This window comes from Rhodopseudomonas palustris BisB18, assembly GCF_000013745.1.
In the GTDB taxonomy this organism is placed as follows: Bacteria; Pseudomonadota; Alphaproteobacteria; order Rhizobiales; family Xanthobacteraceae; genus Rhodopseudomonas_A; species Rhodopseudomonas_A palustris_F.
This window is the reverse complement of record NC_007925.1, coordinates 855,092-871,264: the sequence shown is the minus strand read 5'-3', so window position 1 is coordinate 871,264 and position 16,173 is coordinate 855,092. Positions and strand designations below refer to the sequence as shown.

The following is a 16,173-nucleotide window of genomic DNA, read 5'->3' as shown; positions in this document are numbered from 1 at the left end:
ATTCCGGGTTCGCTCGAGCTTACGCTCTCGCGCCCCGGAATGACGATCGCGAGGTTTAGCGCCCGCGCCGTCCCAGCTTCTCCGCCAAAAACTCCGCCAACACCTCGACCCGCGCCGGGCGCGGGCCGCCGGGCGGCATCACCAGGTGCACCGCGCCTTCGCGCTGGTGCCAGCCCTGCAGGATCACCTCGACCGCGCCCGAGGCCAGCGCGTCGCCGACGATGAATTCCGGCAGGTCGGCGATGCCGAGCCCGGCCAGCAGCGCCGGCAGCAGCGCCTCGCCATTGTTGACCCGCAGCGGACCCGACAGCCGCACATCGGCCTGCTCGCCGGCGGCGTTGGTGTAGTGCCAGGTGTTCGGCGTCGACAGATAGGCGTAGCCGAGGCAACGATGCGCGGCGAGATGCATCGGATGGGTCGGCCGGCCGTATGTCGCCAGATAGGACGGCGCCGCCACGGTGAATCGCGGCATCGCGCACAGCCGCCGCGCCAGCAGCGAGGAATCCGGCAGCGTGGCGATGCGAATGCCGGCGTCGAAGCCGTCGCCGATCAGGTCGACGGTGGCGTCCGACAGATGCAGGTCGATCGCCACCTCCGGATAGTTTTGCATGAACTCCGGCAACAGCGGCGCGATCACCTTGACCCCGAACGTCATCGGCACCGCGAGCCGCACCAGGCCGCGCGGCGCCCCCGACTGCGCCAGCGCCTCGTTCTCCGCCGCCTCGCCGTCGGCCAACAGCCGCGTGGCGCGCTCGGCGAGCCTGTGGCCGGCGTCGGTCAACGCCAACCGCCGCGAGGTGCGGTTGAACAGCCGCGCGCCGAGCTTCTGCTCCAGCCTCGTCACCGCCTTCGACACCGTGGCCTTGGACAGCACCAGTTCGTCCGCCGTCGCGGCGAACGAGCGCAGCTCCACCACCTTGGCGAAAATCGCCAGCCCCTCGAAGTCCGGAAGCCTCGTCATGCAAAATCCTGAAACTATGAGTTTCGATCGTTTCTATTTCTAGACCATGCGGAAAGCCTTATCCAGATGCCAACGAAATGCATCAGCGCGCCCCGCGCGCCAGGAATGGAGACACGACATGATCGAACTTCGTCCGTTTGCAAGACTCGGCGGCGCCGACCACGGCTGGCTGAACGCCAAGCACCACTTCTCCTTCGCCAATTACTACGACCCGGAGAATATGGGCCACGGCGCCTTGCGGGTCTGGAACGACGACGAGATCGCCCCCAACACCGGCTTTCCGGCGCATCCGCACAAGGACATGGAGATCATCACCTATGTCCGCGATGGCGCCATCACCCATCAGGACAGCATGGGCAACAAGGGCCGCACCGAGGCCGGCGACGTCCAGGTGATGAGCGCGGGAAGCGGCGTGCGGCATTCCGAATACAATCTGGAGCAGGAGACCACCCGGATCTTCCAGATCTGGATCGAGCCTGTCGGCAAAGGCGGGCAGCCGACCTGGGGCGCCAAGCCGTTCCCGAAGGCCGACCGCTCCGGCAAGCTGGTCACCATCGCCTCGGGCTTCGCCTCCGACACCGAGGCGCTGCCGATCCGCGCCGACGCGAGGGTGCTGGCGACCACGCTGAAGGCCGGCGAGAGCGCGGAGTATCAGCCGAACAAGGCGCGGCATCTCTATCTGGTGCCGGCGGTCGGCTCGGTCGAGGTCAACGGCGTCAAGGTGAATGCCCGCGACGGCGCCGCGATCCACGACGAGGCCAAGCTGACCATCACCGCGCTGGAAGATTCCGAGCTGGTGCTGGTCGACGCGGCGTAACGCGAACTAAGCGACCTCATCCTGCGAGCCTGACCGGAATGCAGAGAATCCGATCAGGCAGTTCGCTCACCACGTCATGGCCGCGCTCGTCGCGGCCATCCACGCCCACGAGCGACGCGTTGGCTGTTTCCGTGGATGGCCGGGACAAGCCCGGCCATGACGCGGAGAGGGGCGCGAGTTTTTCGATACGCCGCCAGCGCGGAAAGCCGATCACGCTGTCCGCATTGCACTGAAATCCCGGACGCTACGTTCGCGTCCTTCCCTCTGACCTTAAGGAGCCCAAAATGGCAAAAGTCCTCGTTCTGTACTATTCGGCCTACGGCCACATCGAAACCATGGCCAACGCGGTGGCCGAAGGCGCGCGCGAAGCCGGCGCCACCGTCGACATCAAGCGCGTTCCCGAACTGGTGCCGCCCGAAATCGCCAAGGCCTCGCACTACAAGCTCGATCAGGCGGCGCCGATCGCCACCGTCGACGATCTCGCCAATTACGACGCCATCATCATCGGCACCGGCACCCGGTTCGGCCGCATCACCTCGCAGATGGCGAATTTCCTCGACCAAGCCGGTGGCCTGTGGGCCAAGGGCGTGCTGCACGGCAAGGTCGGCGGCGCCTTCACCTCGACCGCGAGCCAGCACGGCGGCCAGGAAACCACGCTGTTCTCGATCATCACCAACCTGTTGCATTTCGGCATGGTGGTGGTCGGACTGAACTACGGCTACGGCGGGCTGACCACGCTCGACGAAGTCGCCGGCGGCTCGCCCTACGGCGCCACCACCATCACTGGCGGCGATGGCGCCAGGCAGCCCAGCGCCAACGAACTCGGCGGCGCGCGCTATCAGGGAAAAGTGATCGCCGAGACCGCGATCAAGTTGCATGGCTGATAGACGCGGGGCGGCGCTTCACGAACGCCGCTCGCCTCCTATTTGAACTTCGGGCCGATCGGCCCACGTTGTCTTGGGCTGATCGGAGAAATGCGATGCTCGATATCTATGTGCTGTATCAGCTCGCCCGCGATCCCTTGCGGGTGATCGCCAAGAGCTGGATGTGCCGCGGACTGACCATTGCCACCAACGGCCGGCACCAGTGCCGCGATGTTGCGGTCAAAACCTGCAGTGACTGCGGCTGATCCAATTGCGTTCGATAACCACGACACTGTCATTCCGGGGCACGAGCCGCGCGAGCGGCGAGTGAACCCGGAATCTCGCCACAGGTTCTGCTGCCCGCCCCCCGGCAGCGAGATTCCGGGTTCGCTCGGGCTGACGCCCTCGCGCCCCGGAATGACGGCATTCTTCTCGGTTGGCGCAGTCCGCCCCATCGATCCGGACGTCGATCATCTTCAACCTAAATATCCAAATGCCGATACACCGCGATCTCGCGCTCGCGGGCGAGCCTAGAATCCTCGCCGGCGCGCACGCCGCGCCAGATGTCGAACACGATCACCAGCGTGGACATCAATCCGGTGATCTTGCCGATGATGAAGCCGAACGGAAACACCAGCCGCTCCGGCGGAATGATGAATTGCGAGCCTAAGAAGATCGCGCCGGCATTGACGAAGTAGCCCAGCCGATACAGCGACTTTTCCTTCCAGGCGGCCTTGGCGTGCGGCTTCGAGCTCTTCTTCACCGCGCGGTTGTATTTCGGATTTGCCATCAGGCCCCAGAACCGCCGCTTCTTCGGCAGCGCATTGGGCCCGGCGAGCAGCGCGCGAAAATTCTTCCGCATTTCGAAATGCGCGACCAACGCCAGCACCAGATTGGCGGCGACGGCCGCGGCCTTCAGCGCGGGCCACGACATCGTCAGCTGCGCGGCGAGATCGACGAACACCAGATGCGTCGCCGCGTTGAGCGCGAATGCCGAACGATGGAACGCGGCGCGGTTGATCGCCTGCACCTTCTCGTCGATGAATGCCGCGCCCGGCTTGCTGGCGCCGAGCTGCAGCAGGACCTGTTTCGGCTTCGGCTCGAGCCGCCAGCGCCGGCCGACCTCTTCGAGAGTTTCGGCGGGCGTGCCGCGCTTGATCCGGAAGGTGGCGCGGTTGAACCAGGTCGCGACGCGATTGATCCAGCTGCGCGTCACCGCGAATCGCGAGGCGGTTGCCGATTCGATCAAACGCTCTGGTTCTGGCTGCATGGTCGGGGCCCAAATCATCGCAAAAACCTTGCGCCAGATCGCGGCGGTTCTCAACATCGCGGCCGTCGCAGGCGGTTGTCGCGACCCTGTCGCAGCAGCGACCGGCACGGCCCGCGCGGCGACGGAGCGATGGCCCCGGCGGGTTCCGCCAACGCATTGGAATAACACGGGATTGTTCGGGAGCCCCGAGGGTCGGACGATGTGCGCTGCGACGGCGGGGCGGAATGGTGGGCGCGACAGGGATCGAACCTGTGACCCCCTCGATGTCAACGAGGTGCTCTCCCGCTGAGCTACGCGCCCTATTAGGTCTTCACGGGTGGGTCCGTATATCGGCTTCACGCCGCGCAGGCAAGCAGCCTTGCGCGGAGATTTACGCCGCCAGCATTTTGTTCACTTCGCTGACCAATTCCCGCAGGTGCACGGGCTTGGCGAGCACCTTGGCGTTTTTCGGCGCCTCGGAATCGGAATTCAGCGCCACCGCGGCGAATCCGGTGATGAACATGATCTTGATGTCGGGATCGAGTTCGGAGGCGCGGCGCGCCAATTCGATGCCGTCCATCTCCGGCATCACGATGTCGGTTAGAAGCATTTCAAACGGCTCTTCCCGCAGCCTCTGATAGGCTGACAGGCCATTGTCATAGGACGAGACCTGGAAACCGGCGTTTTCCAGCGCCTTGACCAGGAACCGGCGCATGTCGTTGTCGTCTTCGGCGAGGAGAATTTTGTGCATGGCGGCTGGACGTCAAACCCGGGTGAGAGGACCACTCCGGCCACTTAGCCCGAGCTTTGGTAAATTTCGGGTGAAAGTTGCAGACCGTAAAATCCGCAGCATGTCGCTCGACTGTGCGCGCGATTGCGGCTTGTGGCAACACACCAAGCGGGGTGCCGACCCGGGCTTAAGTTCCGCTGTCGCAAAGAATTTATTCGCTTGGCAGAGCGCTTTCGATTGCCGACAATCGCTCGCAGCAGCGCGGCGGCCCGCGGCGCGGCTGACGAGGCCGACGATGGCGGATGGCGGGGACGGCCGACGATGAGCGAATTTGACGGTGAGCTTTCGCCCGCGTTCGAGATCGTCGAACCGCAACTGTGGCGCGCGCCGATCATTTTCAACTCGCCGCATTCCGGCTCGGTGTATCCGCAGGATTTCCTGATCGCCTCGCGAATCGATCTGGCGGCGCTGCGCCGCTCGGAAGATTCGTTCATGGACGAATTGATCGCCGGTCTCAGCGACCGCGGCTTTCCGGTGGTGCGGGTGCATTTCCCGCGCTCCTATATCGACGTCAACCGCGAACCCTACGAACTCGACCCGCGGATGTTCGCCGGCCGGTTGCCGAGCTTCGCCAATACCCGCTCGATGCGGGTGGCCGGCGGGCTCGGCACCATCCCCCGGGTGGTCGGCGACGGCCAGGAGATCTATCGCGAACGCATCGACGTCGACGACGCGCTGGGGCGCATCGAGGCGCTGTACAAGCCGTATCACCGCGCGCTGCGCAAGCTGATCAACAAGGCGCATCAGCGATTCGGCGCGGTGATCGTAGTGGATTGTCATTCGATGCCGTCGGTCGGGCTGTCGCGCGACGAGCCGCGGCGCCCCGACGTGGTGATCGGCGATCGCTACGGCACCAGCTGCGTCGCGCTGATCGCCGACGTGGTGGAGCAGGCCATGACCGCCCGCGGCTATGCGGTGGGCCGCAACAAGCCCTATGCCGGCGGCTTCATCACCGAACATTACGGCAATCCGTCGAGCGGGCTGCACGCCGTACAGGTCGAGCTCAACCGCGCGATCTACATGGACGAACGGCTGCGCGAACGCAGCGCGCGGTTCGCTCAGGTGATCGACGACTTCGCTATCCTGGCCGACGCGCTGGCGGAGATTCCGCTCGGCGATCTCGGCTCGTTTCAGGCCGCGGCGGAGTAGCACGCGCGCCGGCGAAGAACCCGTCGGATGATCGCGACCCCCTCCGCACAAGAAAAAAGGGCCGCTTGCGTTGGCAAGCGGCCCAAGTCTAGGGAGGAAACGCCCAAGGAGGGCAGCGATAGCGCAAGGCGCTACCGCACCGCAACAATATGAGACTGCGCCGCACCAAGCGCAAGCGTTTTTGCGCGTTTTTCCATGCAAAATTGCATGTCAGAACACCATTCGACGCGACCACGCACGTAGTTTCGCTAAAAATATCAGTATGTTACGCGACTGCGCCAGGGATTCGCATGAGCTCATGGTGTAAATTTAGCCCCTCACAACCCTGATTTCGAAGCCGCGGGCGCGGGAAACCGCACCCAGACGCAACCCGATCCGAAAGTCGAAAGGCCCGCACGCGGTCACCGCTGGCGATTTCTCCAGGTCCTCGACGTAATTATAAGAGCAAGCGGCGGCGGATTGCATTACGCCATACATCAACCTTGCCACCCCGGTCTCAGAAGGAATCCCCGTGACGGTTATCGATTTCACTGCCTTCATCGGGCGGCTTGCGACGTCATCCGGCGAGACCATCCTGCCGATGTTTCGAACGTCGCTGGCGATCGACAACAAGAGCACGCCCGGCCATGAGTTCGATCCGGTGACCGAAGCCGACCGCGCCGCCGAGGCGGTGATGCGCCGGCTGATCAAGGACAGCTTCCCGCAGCACGGCATCGTCGGCGAGGAATTCGGCATCGAGAACGAAGGCGCCGAATATGTCTGGGTGCTGGATCCGATCGACGGCACCAAATCCTTCATCGCCGGCTTCCCGATCTGGGGCACGCTGATCGCGCTGCTGCATCGGGGCACCCCGGTCTACGGCATGATGCATCAGCCGTTCATCGGCGAGCGGTTTTCCGGCGACAGCCAGTCGGCGACCTATCGCGGCCCGTCCGGCGAGCGCAAGCTGGCGGTGCGGCGCTGCGCGCTGCTGCAGGACGCCACCACCTACACCACCAGCCCGCTGTTGATGAATGCCGACGACCGCGCCGCCTATGCGCGGATCGAAAACCAGGTCCGGCTGTCGCGCTATGGCGGCGATTGTTACTCGTATTGCATGCTGGCCGCCGGCAATCTCGACCTGGTGATCGAGACCGAGCTGAAGCCTTACGACGTCGCCGCCTTGATCCCGATCGTCACCGGCGCCGGCGGCGTCATCACCACCTGGGAAGGTGGACCGGCGCAACACGGCGGCCGCATCATCGCCGCCGGCGATCCGCGGATCCACCAAGCCGCGATGAAAGTGCTGAACGGCTAGCCCCGAAGCGGGGCCCGCCACGCCCGTCGCTGCGAAAGCAAGACATCGCCCCGCAGGCAGCGAGCCCCCTCGCCCCGCTCTTGCGGGGAGAGGGTTGGGGTGAGGGGCGCTGCCGACCAGCGCATGCCGCGATCGTAACAAACGCACTGCCCGGCCCTCACCCGACCCGGCTTCGCTGCGCTTCGCCGGATCGACCTCTCCCCGCGCAGCGGGGAGAGGTGAAGTCAGTGCCCGCAGTAGCTTCCAGGAGCTTCCAAGCGAGGCGGAAGCGGCTAGTGCGCCGCGCGGCGCAGATGCTCGGCGAGCTGCTGCGCCGGCTTCGGCAGCGCCTTGAGACTGCGCACGCAGATCACCAGCTTGCGGCTCGCCCAGGGATCGCGAATCCGCAGCACTGCGAGCGGCATGCTGCGGGCACAGCGCGCCGCCGCCGCCTCCGGCACCACGGCCACGCCAACTCCGGCCGCCACCATCTGGCAGATCGCATCGAAATCCTTCAGCCGCGCCCGAAAGCGCAGCCGGGCGCCCAGCCGCGCGGCCTGCCGGGCGAGGTGATCCTGCAGCGCGCTGCCTTGCGCAAGCCCGATGACGTCACGATCCAGCACCGCGGCGAAATCGACGGCGCGGCGACCGGCGACAGCGTCGCCCTTCGCCGCCACCAGCACCAGCCGGTCGTCGCAGAACGCAAAGCGCTCGATGTTGTCCGGCAACGCCTGGTCAATCGCCAAGCCGATGTCGGCGGCGCCGGCGGCGATCGCCGCGGCGATCTCCGCGCTTTCGCGCTCCTCGACGTCGATGCTGATGTTGGGATGGGCACTGAGAAAAGCCGCCAGCGCTTTCGGCAGATGTTCGGACAACGCGGCGGTGTTGGCGATCAGTCGCACGCTGGCTTTGACGCCGCGCGCATAGGCCGAAAGATCGCCGCGCAGGGTTTCGGTGGCGTGCAGCACGATGCGGGCGTGGTCGAGCAGGCTGTCGCCGGCGGCGGTCAACGTCACGCCGCGACGGCCGCGCAGCAGCAACGCGACGCCAAGGCGCTGTTCCAGCGCCTTGATCCGCGCGCTCGCCGACGCCAGCGCCAGATGGCATCGCGCCGCGCCGTGGGTGATGCTGCGCGCCTCGGCAATCGCCGCGAACAGCCGAAGGTCGACCAGATCGAACTGCATGCGCTTCACTCGTCGCAGCCTTCGTCAGCGCCGAAGGCTGGCCGCGGAAGTGGCAGATTGTGCGGCTTGCGCCGATCGGTCAATGTACCGTCGTGTTCGATCCCCTCCTCATCCTGATTGCCGCGGTGTTCGCTCTGGCGGGTTTCGTCAAGGGCGTGATCGGGCTCGGCCTGCCCACGGTGTCGATCGGGCTGTTGGCGGTGGCGATGCCGCCGGCGCAGGCTTTGGCGATCGTCATCGTGCCGGCCATCGTCACCAATATCTGGCAGACCTTGGTCGGCGGCTATTTGCGCGACATCCTGCGGCGGCTGTGGCCGTTGATGCTGGCGACCGCGATCGGGATCCGCGCCGGCGCCGGATTGATGACCGGGCCCTATGCGCATCACGCCACCCTGGTGCTGGGGCTGCTGTTGCTGATCTATGCCGGGCTCGGGCTCAGCCAGGCGCGTTTCCAGGTCCGCCCGGCGCACGAGAAATGGGTCGGCGGCCTCGTCGGGCTGATCACCGGCGTGGTCGCCGCGGCGACCGGGGTGCAGGTGATCCCGTCGATGCCGTTCATGCAGGCGATCGGCCTGGAAAAAGACGAATTGGTGCAGGCGCTCGGCGTGTTCTTCACCGTCGCCACGCTGGCGCAGGCGTTCAATCTCACCGAGGCCGGGCTGTTGTCGGCGACGACCGCGCTGCCCGGCGCGGTGGCGATGGCCACCGCCTTCGCCGGGATGTTCGTCGGTCAATTGGTGCGGGCGCGGATGGACGCGGCGCAGTTCCGCCGCTGGTTCCTGGTGGCGATGGGGCTTTTAGGGCTGTATCTCGCCGGCGCCACGATCGCTTCTTTTTAGAGCATGATCCCGAAAAGTGGATCCCGGTTTTCGGAAAACATCATGCTCAATCAAAAAGCTAGAGCAGGATGACGATTCGAAGAATCGTCATCCTGCTCTAGCGCTGCGACAGCGCAACCCGAACGCCGAGCGCGATGAACAATCCGCCGAGCGCGCGGTTGATCCAGCTCAGCACGGTGCCGGACGAGCGCAACCGGTCCGCTGCTTTGGCAGCAAAGGCGGCGACGATCAGGCACCACAGCGTGCCGTTGAGATCGAACAACAGTCCCAGCGCGAGAAAGGCCAGCCCCTGATGCGGCGCGTCGGCATCGACGAATTGCGGCAGGAAGGCCAGGAAGAACAGCGCCACTTTCGGATTGAGCGCGTTGGTCAGGGCGCCCTGCCAGAACACTTTGCGCAGCGAGATCTCACGCAGCGGCGTTGGCGTCTCCGCGGCGCCGGCCACCAGGCCGCTCGGCCGGCTCAGCAGCATCTGCACGCCGAGATAGATCAGATAGCCGGCGCCGACGAGCTTGAGCGCGGTGAACGCCGCGGCCGAGGCGGCGAGCAGCGCCGACAACCCGACCGCCGCAGCGACGATATGCAGCAGGCAGCCGAAGCCGATGCCGAGCGCAGCAGCGGCGCCGCCGCGCCAGCCGAACTGCAGGCTGCGGCCGACGATATAGGCGGTGTCCGGCCCCGGCGTGATGTTGAGCAGCAGTCCGGACAGCGCGAACAGCCATAATTCATGGATGCCGAACATTGGAACTCGGTCGTTTCGCGTCGGGCGGCGTCCCCCGCAACCCTGGCTGACCACAAAAAACCGGCTTTGTTAAGCTGATAGAAACCGTGACAAGGCCTGCTGGCCCCCGCATCTTTCAACGCGACGTGGAATGAGAGCAATGAGCATCGGCACCACAGCACGACTGACGGCGATCGCGGCGACGCTTTGCGGGACGCTCGGCGCGAATCCGGCGTCGGCACAATCCTCGGGGCCGTTCAGCCTGTTCGACAACATTTTCACCGGCTCGATCTCGCAAGGCAGCCACACCGCGCCGGTCTGGAGCGGCGAGGACGGCGCCTCGGGGCATCCCTTGATGACGGCGGCGGCGATCCGCGAGGCGGCGTCGAATTTCGACAATTGCGTTGCCTCGCTGTGGCCGGACGCGGCGCGCCGCGGCATTTCGCAGGACAGCTTCCAACGCTTCACCGCCGGCCTCGAACCCGACCTGCGGATCATGGACCTGATGGATTCGCAGCCGGAATTCACCAAGGCGATCTGGGACTATCTCGACATCCTGGTGAACGACAACCGGCTCGCCAAGGGCCGCGAGGTGCTGGCAAAGTACAAGCCGCAATTCGACGCCGCGGAACGCGCCTACGGCGTCGATCGCTACATCATCGCGGCGATCTGGGGCATCGAATCCAACTACTCGACCCAGATGGGCGACCGCAGCGTGCTGCAATCCACCGCGACCTTGGCCTGCGTCGGCCGCCGGCAGAAATATTTCCGCGACGAGTTTCTGGTGACGCTGGAGATCCTGCATCGCGGCGACCTGCGTCCCGAGCAGATGCGCGGCTCCTGGGCCGGCGCGTTCGGCCCGACGCAATTCATGCCGACCGCGTTCAAGCGCTTTGCCGTCGACGCCGACGGCGATGGCCGCCGCGACGTCGTCGACAACCCCGCCGACCTGATCTTCTCCACCGCCAACAACCTGAAGAAAGACGGCTGGCAGAGCGGCGCCACCTGGGGCTACGAGGTGGTGCTGCCGCAGAACTTCAATTTCATGCTGGCCGATCGCGGCAAGGCGGTGAGCATCGCGCAATGGCAGCAGCTCGGCCTCAAGCGTGCCAATAACCAGCCGTTCCCCAACCCCGCCGACAAGGCCTATGTGCTGGCGCCGGCCGGCGCCGACGGCCCGGGCTTTCTGATGCTGCAGAATTTCCGCGTCATCATGAAATACAACCCCGCCGAGGCCTACGCGCTGGCGATCGGGCATTTCGCCGATCGCTTACGCGGCGGCGCGCCGTTCATCCAGCCCTGGCCGCGGCAGGAACGGGTATTGTCCCGCGCGGAGCGGCTCGAACTGCAGCAGCTTTTGGTGCAGCGCGGCTATTACCGCGGCGAGCCGGACGGCCAGATCGGCGGCCAGACCCGCGAAGCGCTGCGCAGCTTCCAGGCCTCGGTCGGCGCGCCGGCGGACGGGTTTGCGTCCAGCGACGTGTTGGAAAGGTTGAGGGGGAGGTAGACTTTTTCCTAAATGGGAAACTCCTAAATCATGGCGCAACCTCTAAGTGAATCAATCAACACCAACCATAACTCGGAATTATATGTCAGATTCGGGCACGAGTGCGGGCAAATGGGCTGCGATTCTGTCAGCGCCCATACTGAGCCTGGTGGCGTTTGTCGTTTCTTACTACTTAGATCCACTCAATTTTGCAGGACATCAGGCCGTCGCTGCCATCCCCGCATTTCTTCTCTCGATCATCATCTTACTGATTGGGCATTTGATCAATTCAACGCACGAACTTCATCAAACATCTATTCATTCAGATAGGATCTACGAAGCCATAAAAGACTATTTGCACGTCACGAAAGTTGGATCTCCGGAGAAGGCGCAGAGCTATATTAATAGTCGCCTACCAGCAGTTCGCGAGGCCCAAAACACTTCATTTAATCTGGAGGACGAATCTGAACGCGCCAATGAGAAATTCTATGAGACGGACACTTACGATGAAACACTGAAACAAGTTACTTATCACGCGTGCCGAAATCTAATTTGGAAGGACATTGGAGACGCGCTTGCATTGCCCAGACTGCGAGCATTTCAAAGAGCCGCTAATGAACTTTCAAAATCGAAACGACATGGCTACAGGTTCAGGTTGATAGCGCACCAAGAGCCGCAGATTAATTTCATCATATTAGAATATTTGGATGGCGAACGTGAAGTTCTCTTCAATTGGGATTTCCGTGGGATTGGGCAAGATCCCACTGTCCTTATCTCAAGGGACAAGCAAATAGTCGATATGTTCTCGATTCATTTCGCTCAGCTATGGCGTCGCTCAAGTGAAGATCACGACAACCATCCGACCAAATCAACTTCTACGAAGTAAGAAGGTGGACTGCCCCTGCACAGGAACTCGGACTGCCAGCGCTTCAATTCGGCCGATGCGTCTTCAGCAGCATACCTTGCCATCCAGTCGATCGTGTTATTCACGTATTGTAGGAAATCCTCAGGATAAGGGGACGCCCTTTGAAACAATTCGAACTCCAAATGCTTATTTTCGAAAGATGATGAGGCCAACAACTGGAATAGTCGGTCTAAATCATAATGCTGGAATTCAGAACTGCCCATCACAGAGGTATGTAGGGACATTTCTATTCGACCTCTCCGCCCTTGGTCGAGCGGACCAAATCGAAGCAGCGCGCCATCATACTGACGAATAACCAATCTTCCCGAACCGGCAATTCTTGATTTGACTGCCGTCAATACCTTCTCTGGATGAGTAAAATAGGGGAACAGATTGAAGGCGAGAAACATATCCGCTTCAGGCAAATTCTGCGAACTCTTCTCTATGTCAACATTTAGAAATTGAACCGAACGCTCCCATTCTTTGGCTCGGGATTTTGCTTCGTCTAGAGCAGCTGAATCACTATCAATTCCAACAAATTCGCAATCTGGAGGAACGATGCCGTTTAAGGTCTCAAGCCACAAGCCGGGACCGCAACCTAAATCAACGATCCTCCTAGGGCGCATATCCAACAATGAACGAGCAAATGCCGTTCTTTCTTTTAGTTTGGCGCGATGATGAGCATTGAGCCAAGAAGTCGAACTAAGTGGCCGGCCAGTTTCGTTGTACCAAACATTCATCGATAATTCCGAGTTATGGTTGGTTCGATGAAATCGAATCGTCGCCACATCTGAGGGTTGGCCCCCGCATTACCCGCAACTGATAACCGTGATTTCAGAGCGCTCGGGCTCAATATGGCGCCAAGCGACGTTCTGGGGCAGACTGCCGTCAATTGAGGCGGAGAACGGAATGGAATTGCGAAGATTGACGGCTTCGTTTCTCGACACCTGCGCGGTCGAACGCCAGCTGTCGGCGAACACGCTGCAGGCCTACGGCTACGACCTCGCGGATTTCTGTGCATGGCTCAAAGGCCAAGGCGAGGCGCCGGCGGTCACGACCGAGCACCTGCGCGACTATCTGGAATCCATGATGGTCGCGCGAAAGCTGTCGCCCTCCACGGTGCGACGGCGGATCGCCTGTCTTCGCGCGTTCTTTCGCTTTCTCGACGACCGCGGCGAGATGCCGGACCCGTTCACCGGCTGGCGCCTGAAGCTGCCGCGCCGCAAGCGGTTGCCGCGCGCGCTGTCGCGCGAGGAGGCCAATCAGCTTCTGACCTCGGCGCGCGCGCCCGGCGCCGCGCGACAATCGCTGCCGGCGTCGACGCCGCTCTGCGTCGAGATCCGGCTGATGATCTCGACCGGCATCCGGGTCGGCGAGCTGTGCAAGATCGCGACCGGTGACGTCTCCAGCGACGGCGCGTCGCTGCGAATTCACGGCAAGGGCTCGCGCGACCGCGTGGTCTACGTCAGCAACCCCGCGCTGCGCAACGAACTGCGCAAGCTGACGACGCTGCGCCAGCGCCTCAGCGCGGGCGACGGCCCGCTGTTCGTCAACCGCAACGGCGAGAACCTGCGGCCCTACTCGTTCCGCACCAAGCTGCGCAACTTCGCCGGCCAGGCCGGACTGCGGCGGCGGGTGACGCCGCATATGCTGCGGCACACCGCTGCCACGCTGTTGATCGAAAGCGGCGTCGACATCAGGATCGTGCAACGCCTGCTCGGCCATTCCAGCATTGCCACTACCGAGATCTACACCCACGTCTCCGATGAGGCGCTGCGTAAGAGCCTAGAGCGTGCCAACGTGCTGGGTATGCTCGCCGCCTGACTTGCGTCCCCCTCCCGGAGTGCGGCGACCACCGCCTCGTCGCCGCATTCACCATACCGCGCCGCCTCCGTCGAAACCCGCCCGCGTGCCGCCCGAATCCGCTATTATGGTCGGATTGGATCCTTTTCTGCCGAGCGCGCGGAGCCGATGTCGAACCGTCCCAATTCGTTTTTCCGCGTCTTCACCGAGGCCGGCCCGCTGCTGGCGCTGGCCACGGCCGGGCTGCTGCTGTTTGGCGTCGCGGGGCCGGCGTCGGCGCAATTCTTCAATTTCGGCAATTTCGGCGGCCCGCCGCCGCGGCCGCAGGCGCCGATTCCGCGCAGCGGCGGCGGCTGGTTCGGCAACGAGGTGTTCGCCCCGTTCCAGCAACAGGCGCCGAAGCAGGCGCCGCGCCCGCGCGAGGATTATTCTCGCGCGCCCTCGCCGGAGAAGCGCGAAACCCCGGCGGAGCGCAACGTGCTGGTGCTCGGCGACGCGATGGCCGACTGGCTGGCCTACGGCCTCGAGGACGCCTATGCGGAAACCCCCGACATGGGGGTGATCCGCAAGCACAAGACCGTCTCCGGGCTGCTGCGCTACCAGCCGAAGGGCGAGCCGGCCGATTGGGCCGCCGCCGCCAAGGGCATTCTCGCCGCCGAGACCCCGGAAGCCATCGTGGTGATGCTCGGATTGAACGACCGCGCCGCGATCCGCGAGCCGGCGGCCGACAAGACCGAGGCCAAACCGGGCGACAAGGCCCACCCCAAGGACGCCAAGAAGGATTCCGCCAAGCCGGCCGATGGCGCCGCCAAGCCCGACGACAAGCCGGGCGATTCGGACCTCGCCGACGACGCCGACAATGCCGATACGCCCTCGATCATGGCGCCGGAAAAAAGCGCGCGCTCGGCTAACGGGCTGTACGAATTCCGCGAGGCCCGCTGGGTCGAGCTGTACAGCAAGAAAATCGACGAGATGATCGCGGTGCTGAAGACCAAGGGCGTGCCGGTGCTGTGGGTCGGGCTGCCTGCGGTGCGCGGCACCAAGGCGACCTCGGACTCGCTGTTCCTCAACGCGCTGTATCGCGAAGCCGCCGCCAAGGCCGGCATCACCTATGTGGACGTCTGGGACGGCTTCGTCGACGAGGCCGGCCGCTTCCTGCCGCAGGGCCCGGACTTCGAGGGCCAGATCCGCCGGCTGCGCTCCTATGACGGGGTGTATTTCACCAAGGCCGGCGCCCGCAAACTGGCGCATTACGTCGAGCGCGAGATCACAAGGGTGTTGGCCGGGCGTTCGGCGCCGATCACGCTGCCGAGCGAACCCGCCACCCCGGACGCCAACGCTTTGCCCGGGCTGCCGCCGCCGCGGCCGTTGGCCGGACCGATCGTGCCGCTGGTGGCCTCCTCGGTCAGCACCGATCAATTGCTCGGCGGCCCCGGCACCCGCCCGGCGCCGGTCGACGCGCTGGCGGCGAAGACGCTGGTCAAGGGCGAGCCGTTGGCGGCGCCGGCCGGCCGCGCCGACGATTTCGTCTGGCCGCGCCGCGAGGTCGGTCTGGAACAGGCCAAGGGCGACAGCCCGGTCGCCTCGGCCGCGCCGGACGACACCGCGCCGGCGACGCCGCCGAAGCCGAAGAAACCGCGCCCGATCCTGGCGCCGCAGGCCTCGGCGCCGCCGCAGGCGCAGCCCTCGACAGCATCCTCGGCATCCTCGGCATCCTCGTCGTCGTCTTCATCGTCTTGGGGCGGATTCTTCGGCTTCCAATCCGCACCGACGGCGCGGCCGCAGCCGCCGCCGAAGCCGCAGGTGCCGCGTCCGCCTGCGGATGTCGGCCCCTCGGCGGCCGCGCCAGGATCCTTTGCGCGGTAGGTTGATTGTTGCAGCTGCGATCCTCCAGGAGAGCGGTGCTCCGAGCCCCCTGCCCGCTTCCGGCAAATCACGTCATTCCGGGGCGCGAGGACGAAGCCCGAGCGAACCCGGAATCTCGCCACCGGGCTGAGGCTTGTACCCGCAGCGAGATTCCGGGTTCGCGCGCCGCTGCCGCGGCCCGCGCCCCGGAATGACCACTCTTAATGACCACTCTTGGAGTGCTTCGGATGAACAGCGGGATCATCGCCGCGGCCAGCGCGTTTCG

At 64.3% G+C, this 16,173-nt stretch carries 17 protein-coding genes and 1 tRNA gene; 10 read left to right on the top strand and 8 right to left on the bottom strand.

What is annotated here, in order from left to right; genetic code table 11:
* Positions 1 to 55: 55 nt before the first annotated feature.
* Positions 56 to 961, bottom strand: coding sequence for a LysR family transcriptional regulator (locus RPC_RS03960; RefSeq protein ID WP_011471265.1), 906 nt, complete (start codon positions 959 to 961; stop codon positions 56 to 58).
* 118 nt (positions 962 to 1,079) lie between these two features.
* On the opposite strand from RPC_RS03960, the gene RPC_RS03955 reads away from it, so the two are divergent.
* Positions 1,080 to 1,778 carry a pirin family protein gene (locus RPC_RS03955; protein WP_011471264.1) on the top strand — a complete coding sequence of 233 codons (699 nt, stop codon included), beginning with the start codon at positions 1,080 to 1,082 and terminating at the stop codon, positions 1,776 to 1,778.
* Between the two features lie 16 nt (positions 1,779 to 1,794).
* Here RPC_RS03955 and RPC_RS25940 read toward each other — a convergent pair whose 3' ends face one another.
* On the bottom strand, positions 1,795 to 1,992 hold the full coding sequence (locus RPC_RS25940; RefSeq protein WP_157043123.1) for a hypothetical protein: 198 nt from the start codon (positions 1,990 to 1,992) through the stop codon (positions 1,795 to 1,797).
* Between the two features lie 70 nt (positions 1,993 to 2,062).
* Between RPC_RS25940 and wrbA the strand changes: the two genes are divergently transcribed.
* Both wrbA and RPC_RS26415 read left to right on the top strand, forming a co-directional pair.
* Positions 2,063 to 2,662, top strand: a complete 600-nt coding sequence (wrbA, locus tag RPC_RS03950) for an NAD(P)H:quinone oxidoreductase (protein ID WP_011471263.1) — start codon at positions 2,063 to 2,065, stop codon at positions 2,660 to 2,662.
* 95 nt (positions 2,663 to 2,757) lie between these two features.
* Entirely contained in the window at positions 2,758 to 2,907 is a 150-nt protein-coding gene (locus RPC_RS26415; protein WP_011471262.1) for a hypothetical protein, read from the top strand.
* 215 nt (positions 2,908 to 3,122) lie between these two features.
* Here the strand turns inward: RPC_RS26415 and RPC_RS03945 are convergent, their stop codons facing one another.
* The 3 genes from RPC_RS03945 to cpdR form a co-directional block, all read right to left on the bottom strand.
* A complete protein-coding gene (locus RPC_RS03945; protein ID WP_041802402.1) occupies positions 3,123 to 3,911 on the bottom strand; it encodes a hypothetical protein in 789 nt (262 codons plus the stop codon).
* 225 nt (positions 3,912 to 4,136) lie between these two features.
* A tRNA-Val gene (locus tag RPC_RS03940) sits at positions 4,137 to 4,211 on the bottom strand.
* Between the two features lie 70 nt (positions 4,212 to 4,281).
* The gene (cpdR, locus tag RPC_RS03935) at positions 4,282 to 4,641 is read right to left on the bottom strand and encodes a cell cycle two-component system response regulator CpdR (RefSeq protein WP_011471260.1); all 360 of its coding nucleotides are present in this window, start codon (positions 4,639 to 4,641) and stop codon (positions 4,282 to 4,284) included.
* 300 nt (positions 4,642 to 4,941) lie between these two features.
* Here cpdR and RPC_RS03930 point away from each other — a divergent pair, with 300 nt between their 5' ends.
* Positions 4,942 to 5,829 carry an N-formylglutamate amidohydrolase gene (locus tag RPC_RS03930; RefSeq protein WP_011471259.1) on the top strand — a complete coding sequence of 296 codons (888 nt, stop codon included), beginning with the start codon at positions 4,942 to 4,944 and terminating at the stop codon, positions 5,827 to 5,829.
* A 511-nt stretch (positions 5,830 to 6,340) separates the two neighbouring features.
* Positions 6,341 to 7,126, top strand: a complete 786-nt coding sequence (gene hisN, locus RPC_RS03925) for a histidinol-phosphatase (RefSeq protein WP_011471258.1) — start codon at positions 6,341 to 6,343, stop codon at positions 7,124 to 7,126.
* Positions 7,127 to 7,398: 272 nt separating this feature from the next.
* On the opposite strand, the gene RPC_RS03920 is transcribed toward hisN, so the two are convergent.
* On the bottom strand, positions 7,399 to 8,289 hold the full coding sequence (locus RPC_RS03920; RefSeq protein ID WP_011471257.1) for a LysR substrate-binding domain-containing protein: 891 nt from the start codon (positions 8,287 to 8,289) through the stop codon (positions 7,399 to 7,401).
* A 92-nt stretch (positions 8,290 to 8,381) separates the two neighbouring features.
* On the opposite strand from RPC_RS03920, the gene RPC_RS03915 reads away from it, so the two are divergent.
* A complete protein-coding gene (locus RPC_RS03915; protein ID WP_157043122.1) occupies positions 8,382 to 9,128 on the top strand; it encodes a sulfite exporter TauE/SafE family protein in 747 nt (248 codons plus the stop codon).
* Positions 9,129 to 9,225: 97 nt separating this feature from the next.
* Here the strand turns inward: RPC_RS03915 and RPC_RS03910 are convergent, their stop codons facing one another.
* The gene (locus tag RPC_RS03910; RefSeq protein WP_011471255.1) at positions 9,226 to 9,870 is read right to left on the bottom strand and encodes a LysE family translocator; all 645 of its coding nucleotides are present in this window, start codon (positions 9,868 to 9,870) and stop codon (positions 9,226 to 9,228) included.
* A 130-nt stretch (positions 9,871 to 10,000) separates the two neighbouring features.
* Here RPC_RS03910 and RPC_RS03905 point away from each other — a divergent pair, with 130 nt between their 5' ends.
* Together RPC_RS03905 and RPC_RS25935 are read left to right on the top strand one after the other, a co-directional pair.
* Positions 10,001 to 11,356: a lytic murein transglycosylase gene (locus RPC_RS03905; RefSeq protein WP_011471254.1), complete on the top strand. Its 1,356-nt coding sequence runs from the start codon at positions 10,001 to 10,003 to the stop codon at positions 11,354 to 11,356.
* Between the two features lie 82 nt (positions 11,357 to 11,438).
* Positions 11,439 to 12,221 (top strand): hypothetical protein, encoded by a 783-nt coding sequence (locus RPC_RS25935; RefSeq protein ID WP_157043121.1) that lies wholly within the window; start codon positions 11,439 to 11,441, stop codon positions 12,219 to 12,221.
* Here RPC_RS25935 and RPC_RS25365 read toward each other — a convergent pair.
* Complete coding sequence (locus RPC_RS25365) at positions 12,182 to 12,979, bottom strand: methyltransferase domain-containing protein (RefSeq protein ID WP_080507308.1); 798 nt, start codon at positions 12,977 to 12,979, stop codon at positions 12,182 to 12,184. The genes RPC_RS25935 and RPC_RS25365 overlap by 40 nt on opposite strands.
* 88 nt (positions 12,980 to 13,067) lie before the next feature.
* Between RPC_RS25365 and RPC_RS03895 the strand changes: the two genes are divergently transcribed.
* On the top strand, positions 13,068 to 14,063 hold the full coding sequence (locus RPC_RS03895) for a tyrosine-type recombinase/integrase (protein WP_415914794.1): 996 nt from the start codon (positions 13,068 to 13,070) through the stop codon (positions 14,061 to 14,063).
* 147 nt (positions 14,064 to 14,210) lie between these two features.
* Positions 14,211 to 15,908: an SGNH/GDSL hydrolase family protein gene (locus RPC_RS03890; protein ID WP_011471250.1), complete on the top strand. Its 1,698-nt coding sequence runs from the start codon at positions 14,211 to 14,213 to the stop codon at positions 15,906 to 15,908.
* The last annotated feature ends 265 nt before the right edge of the window (positions 15,909 to 16,173 follow it).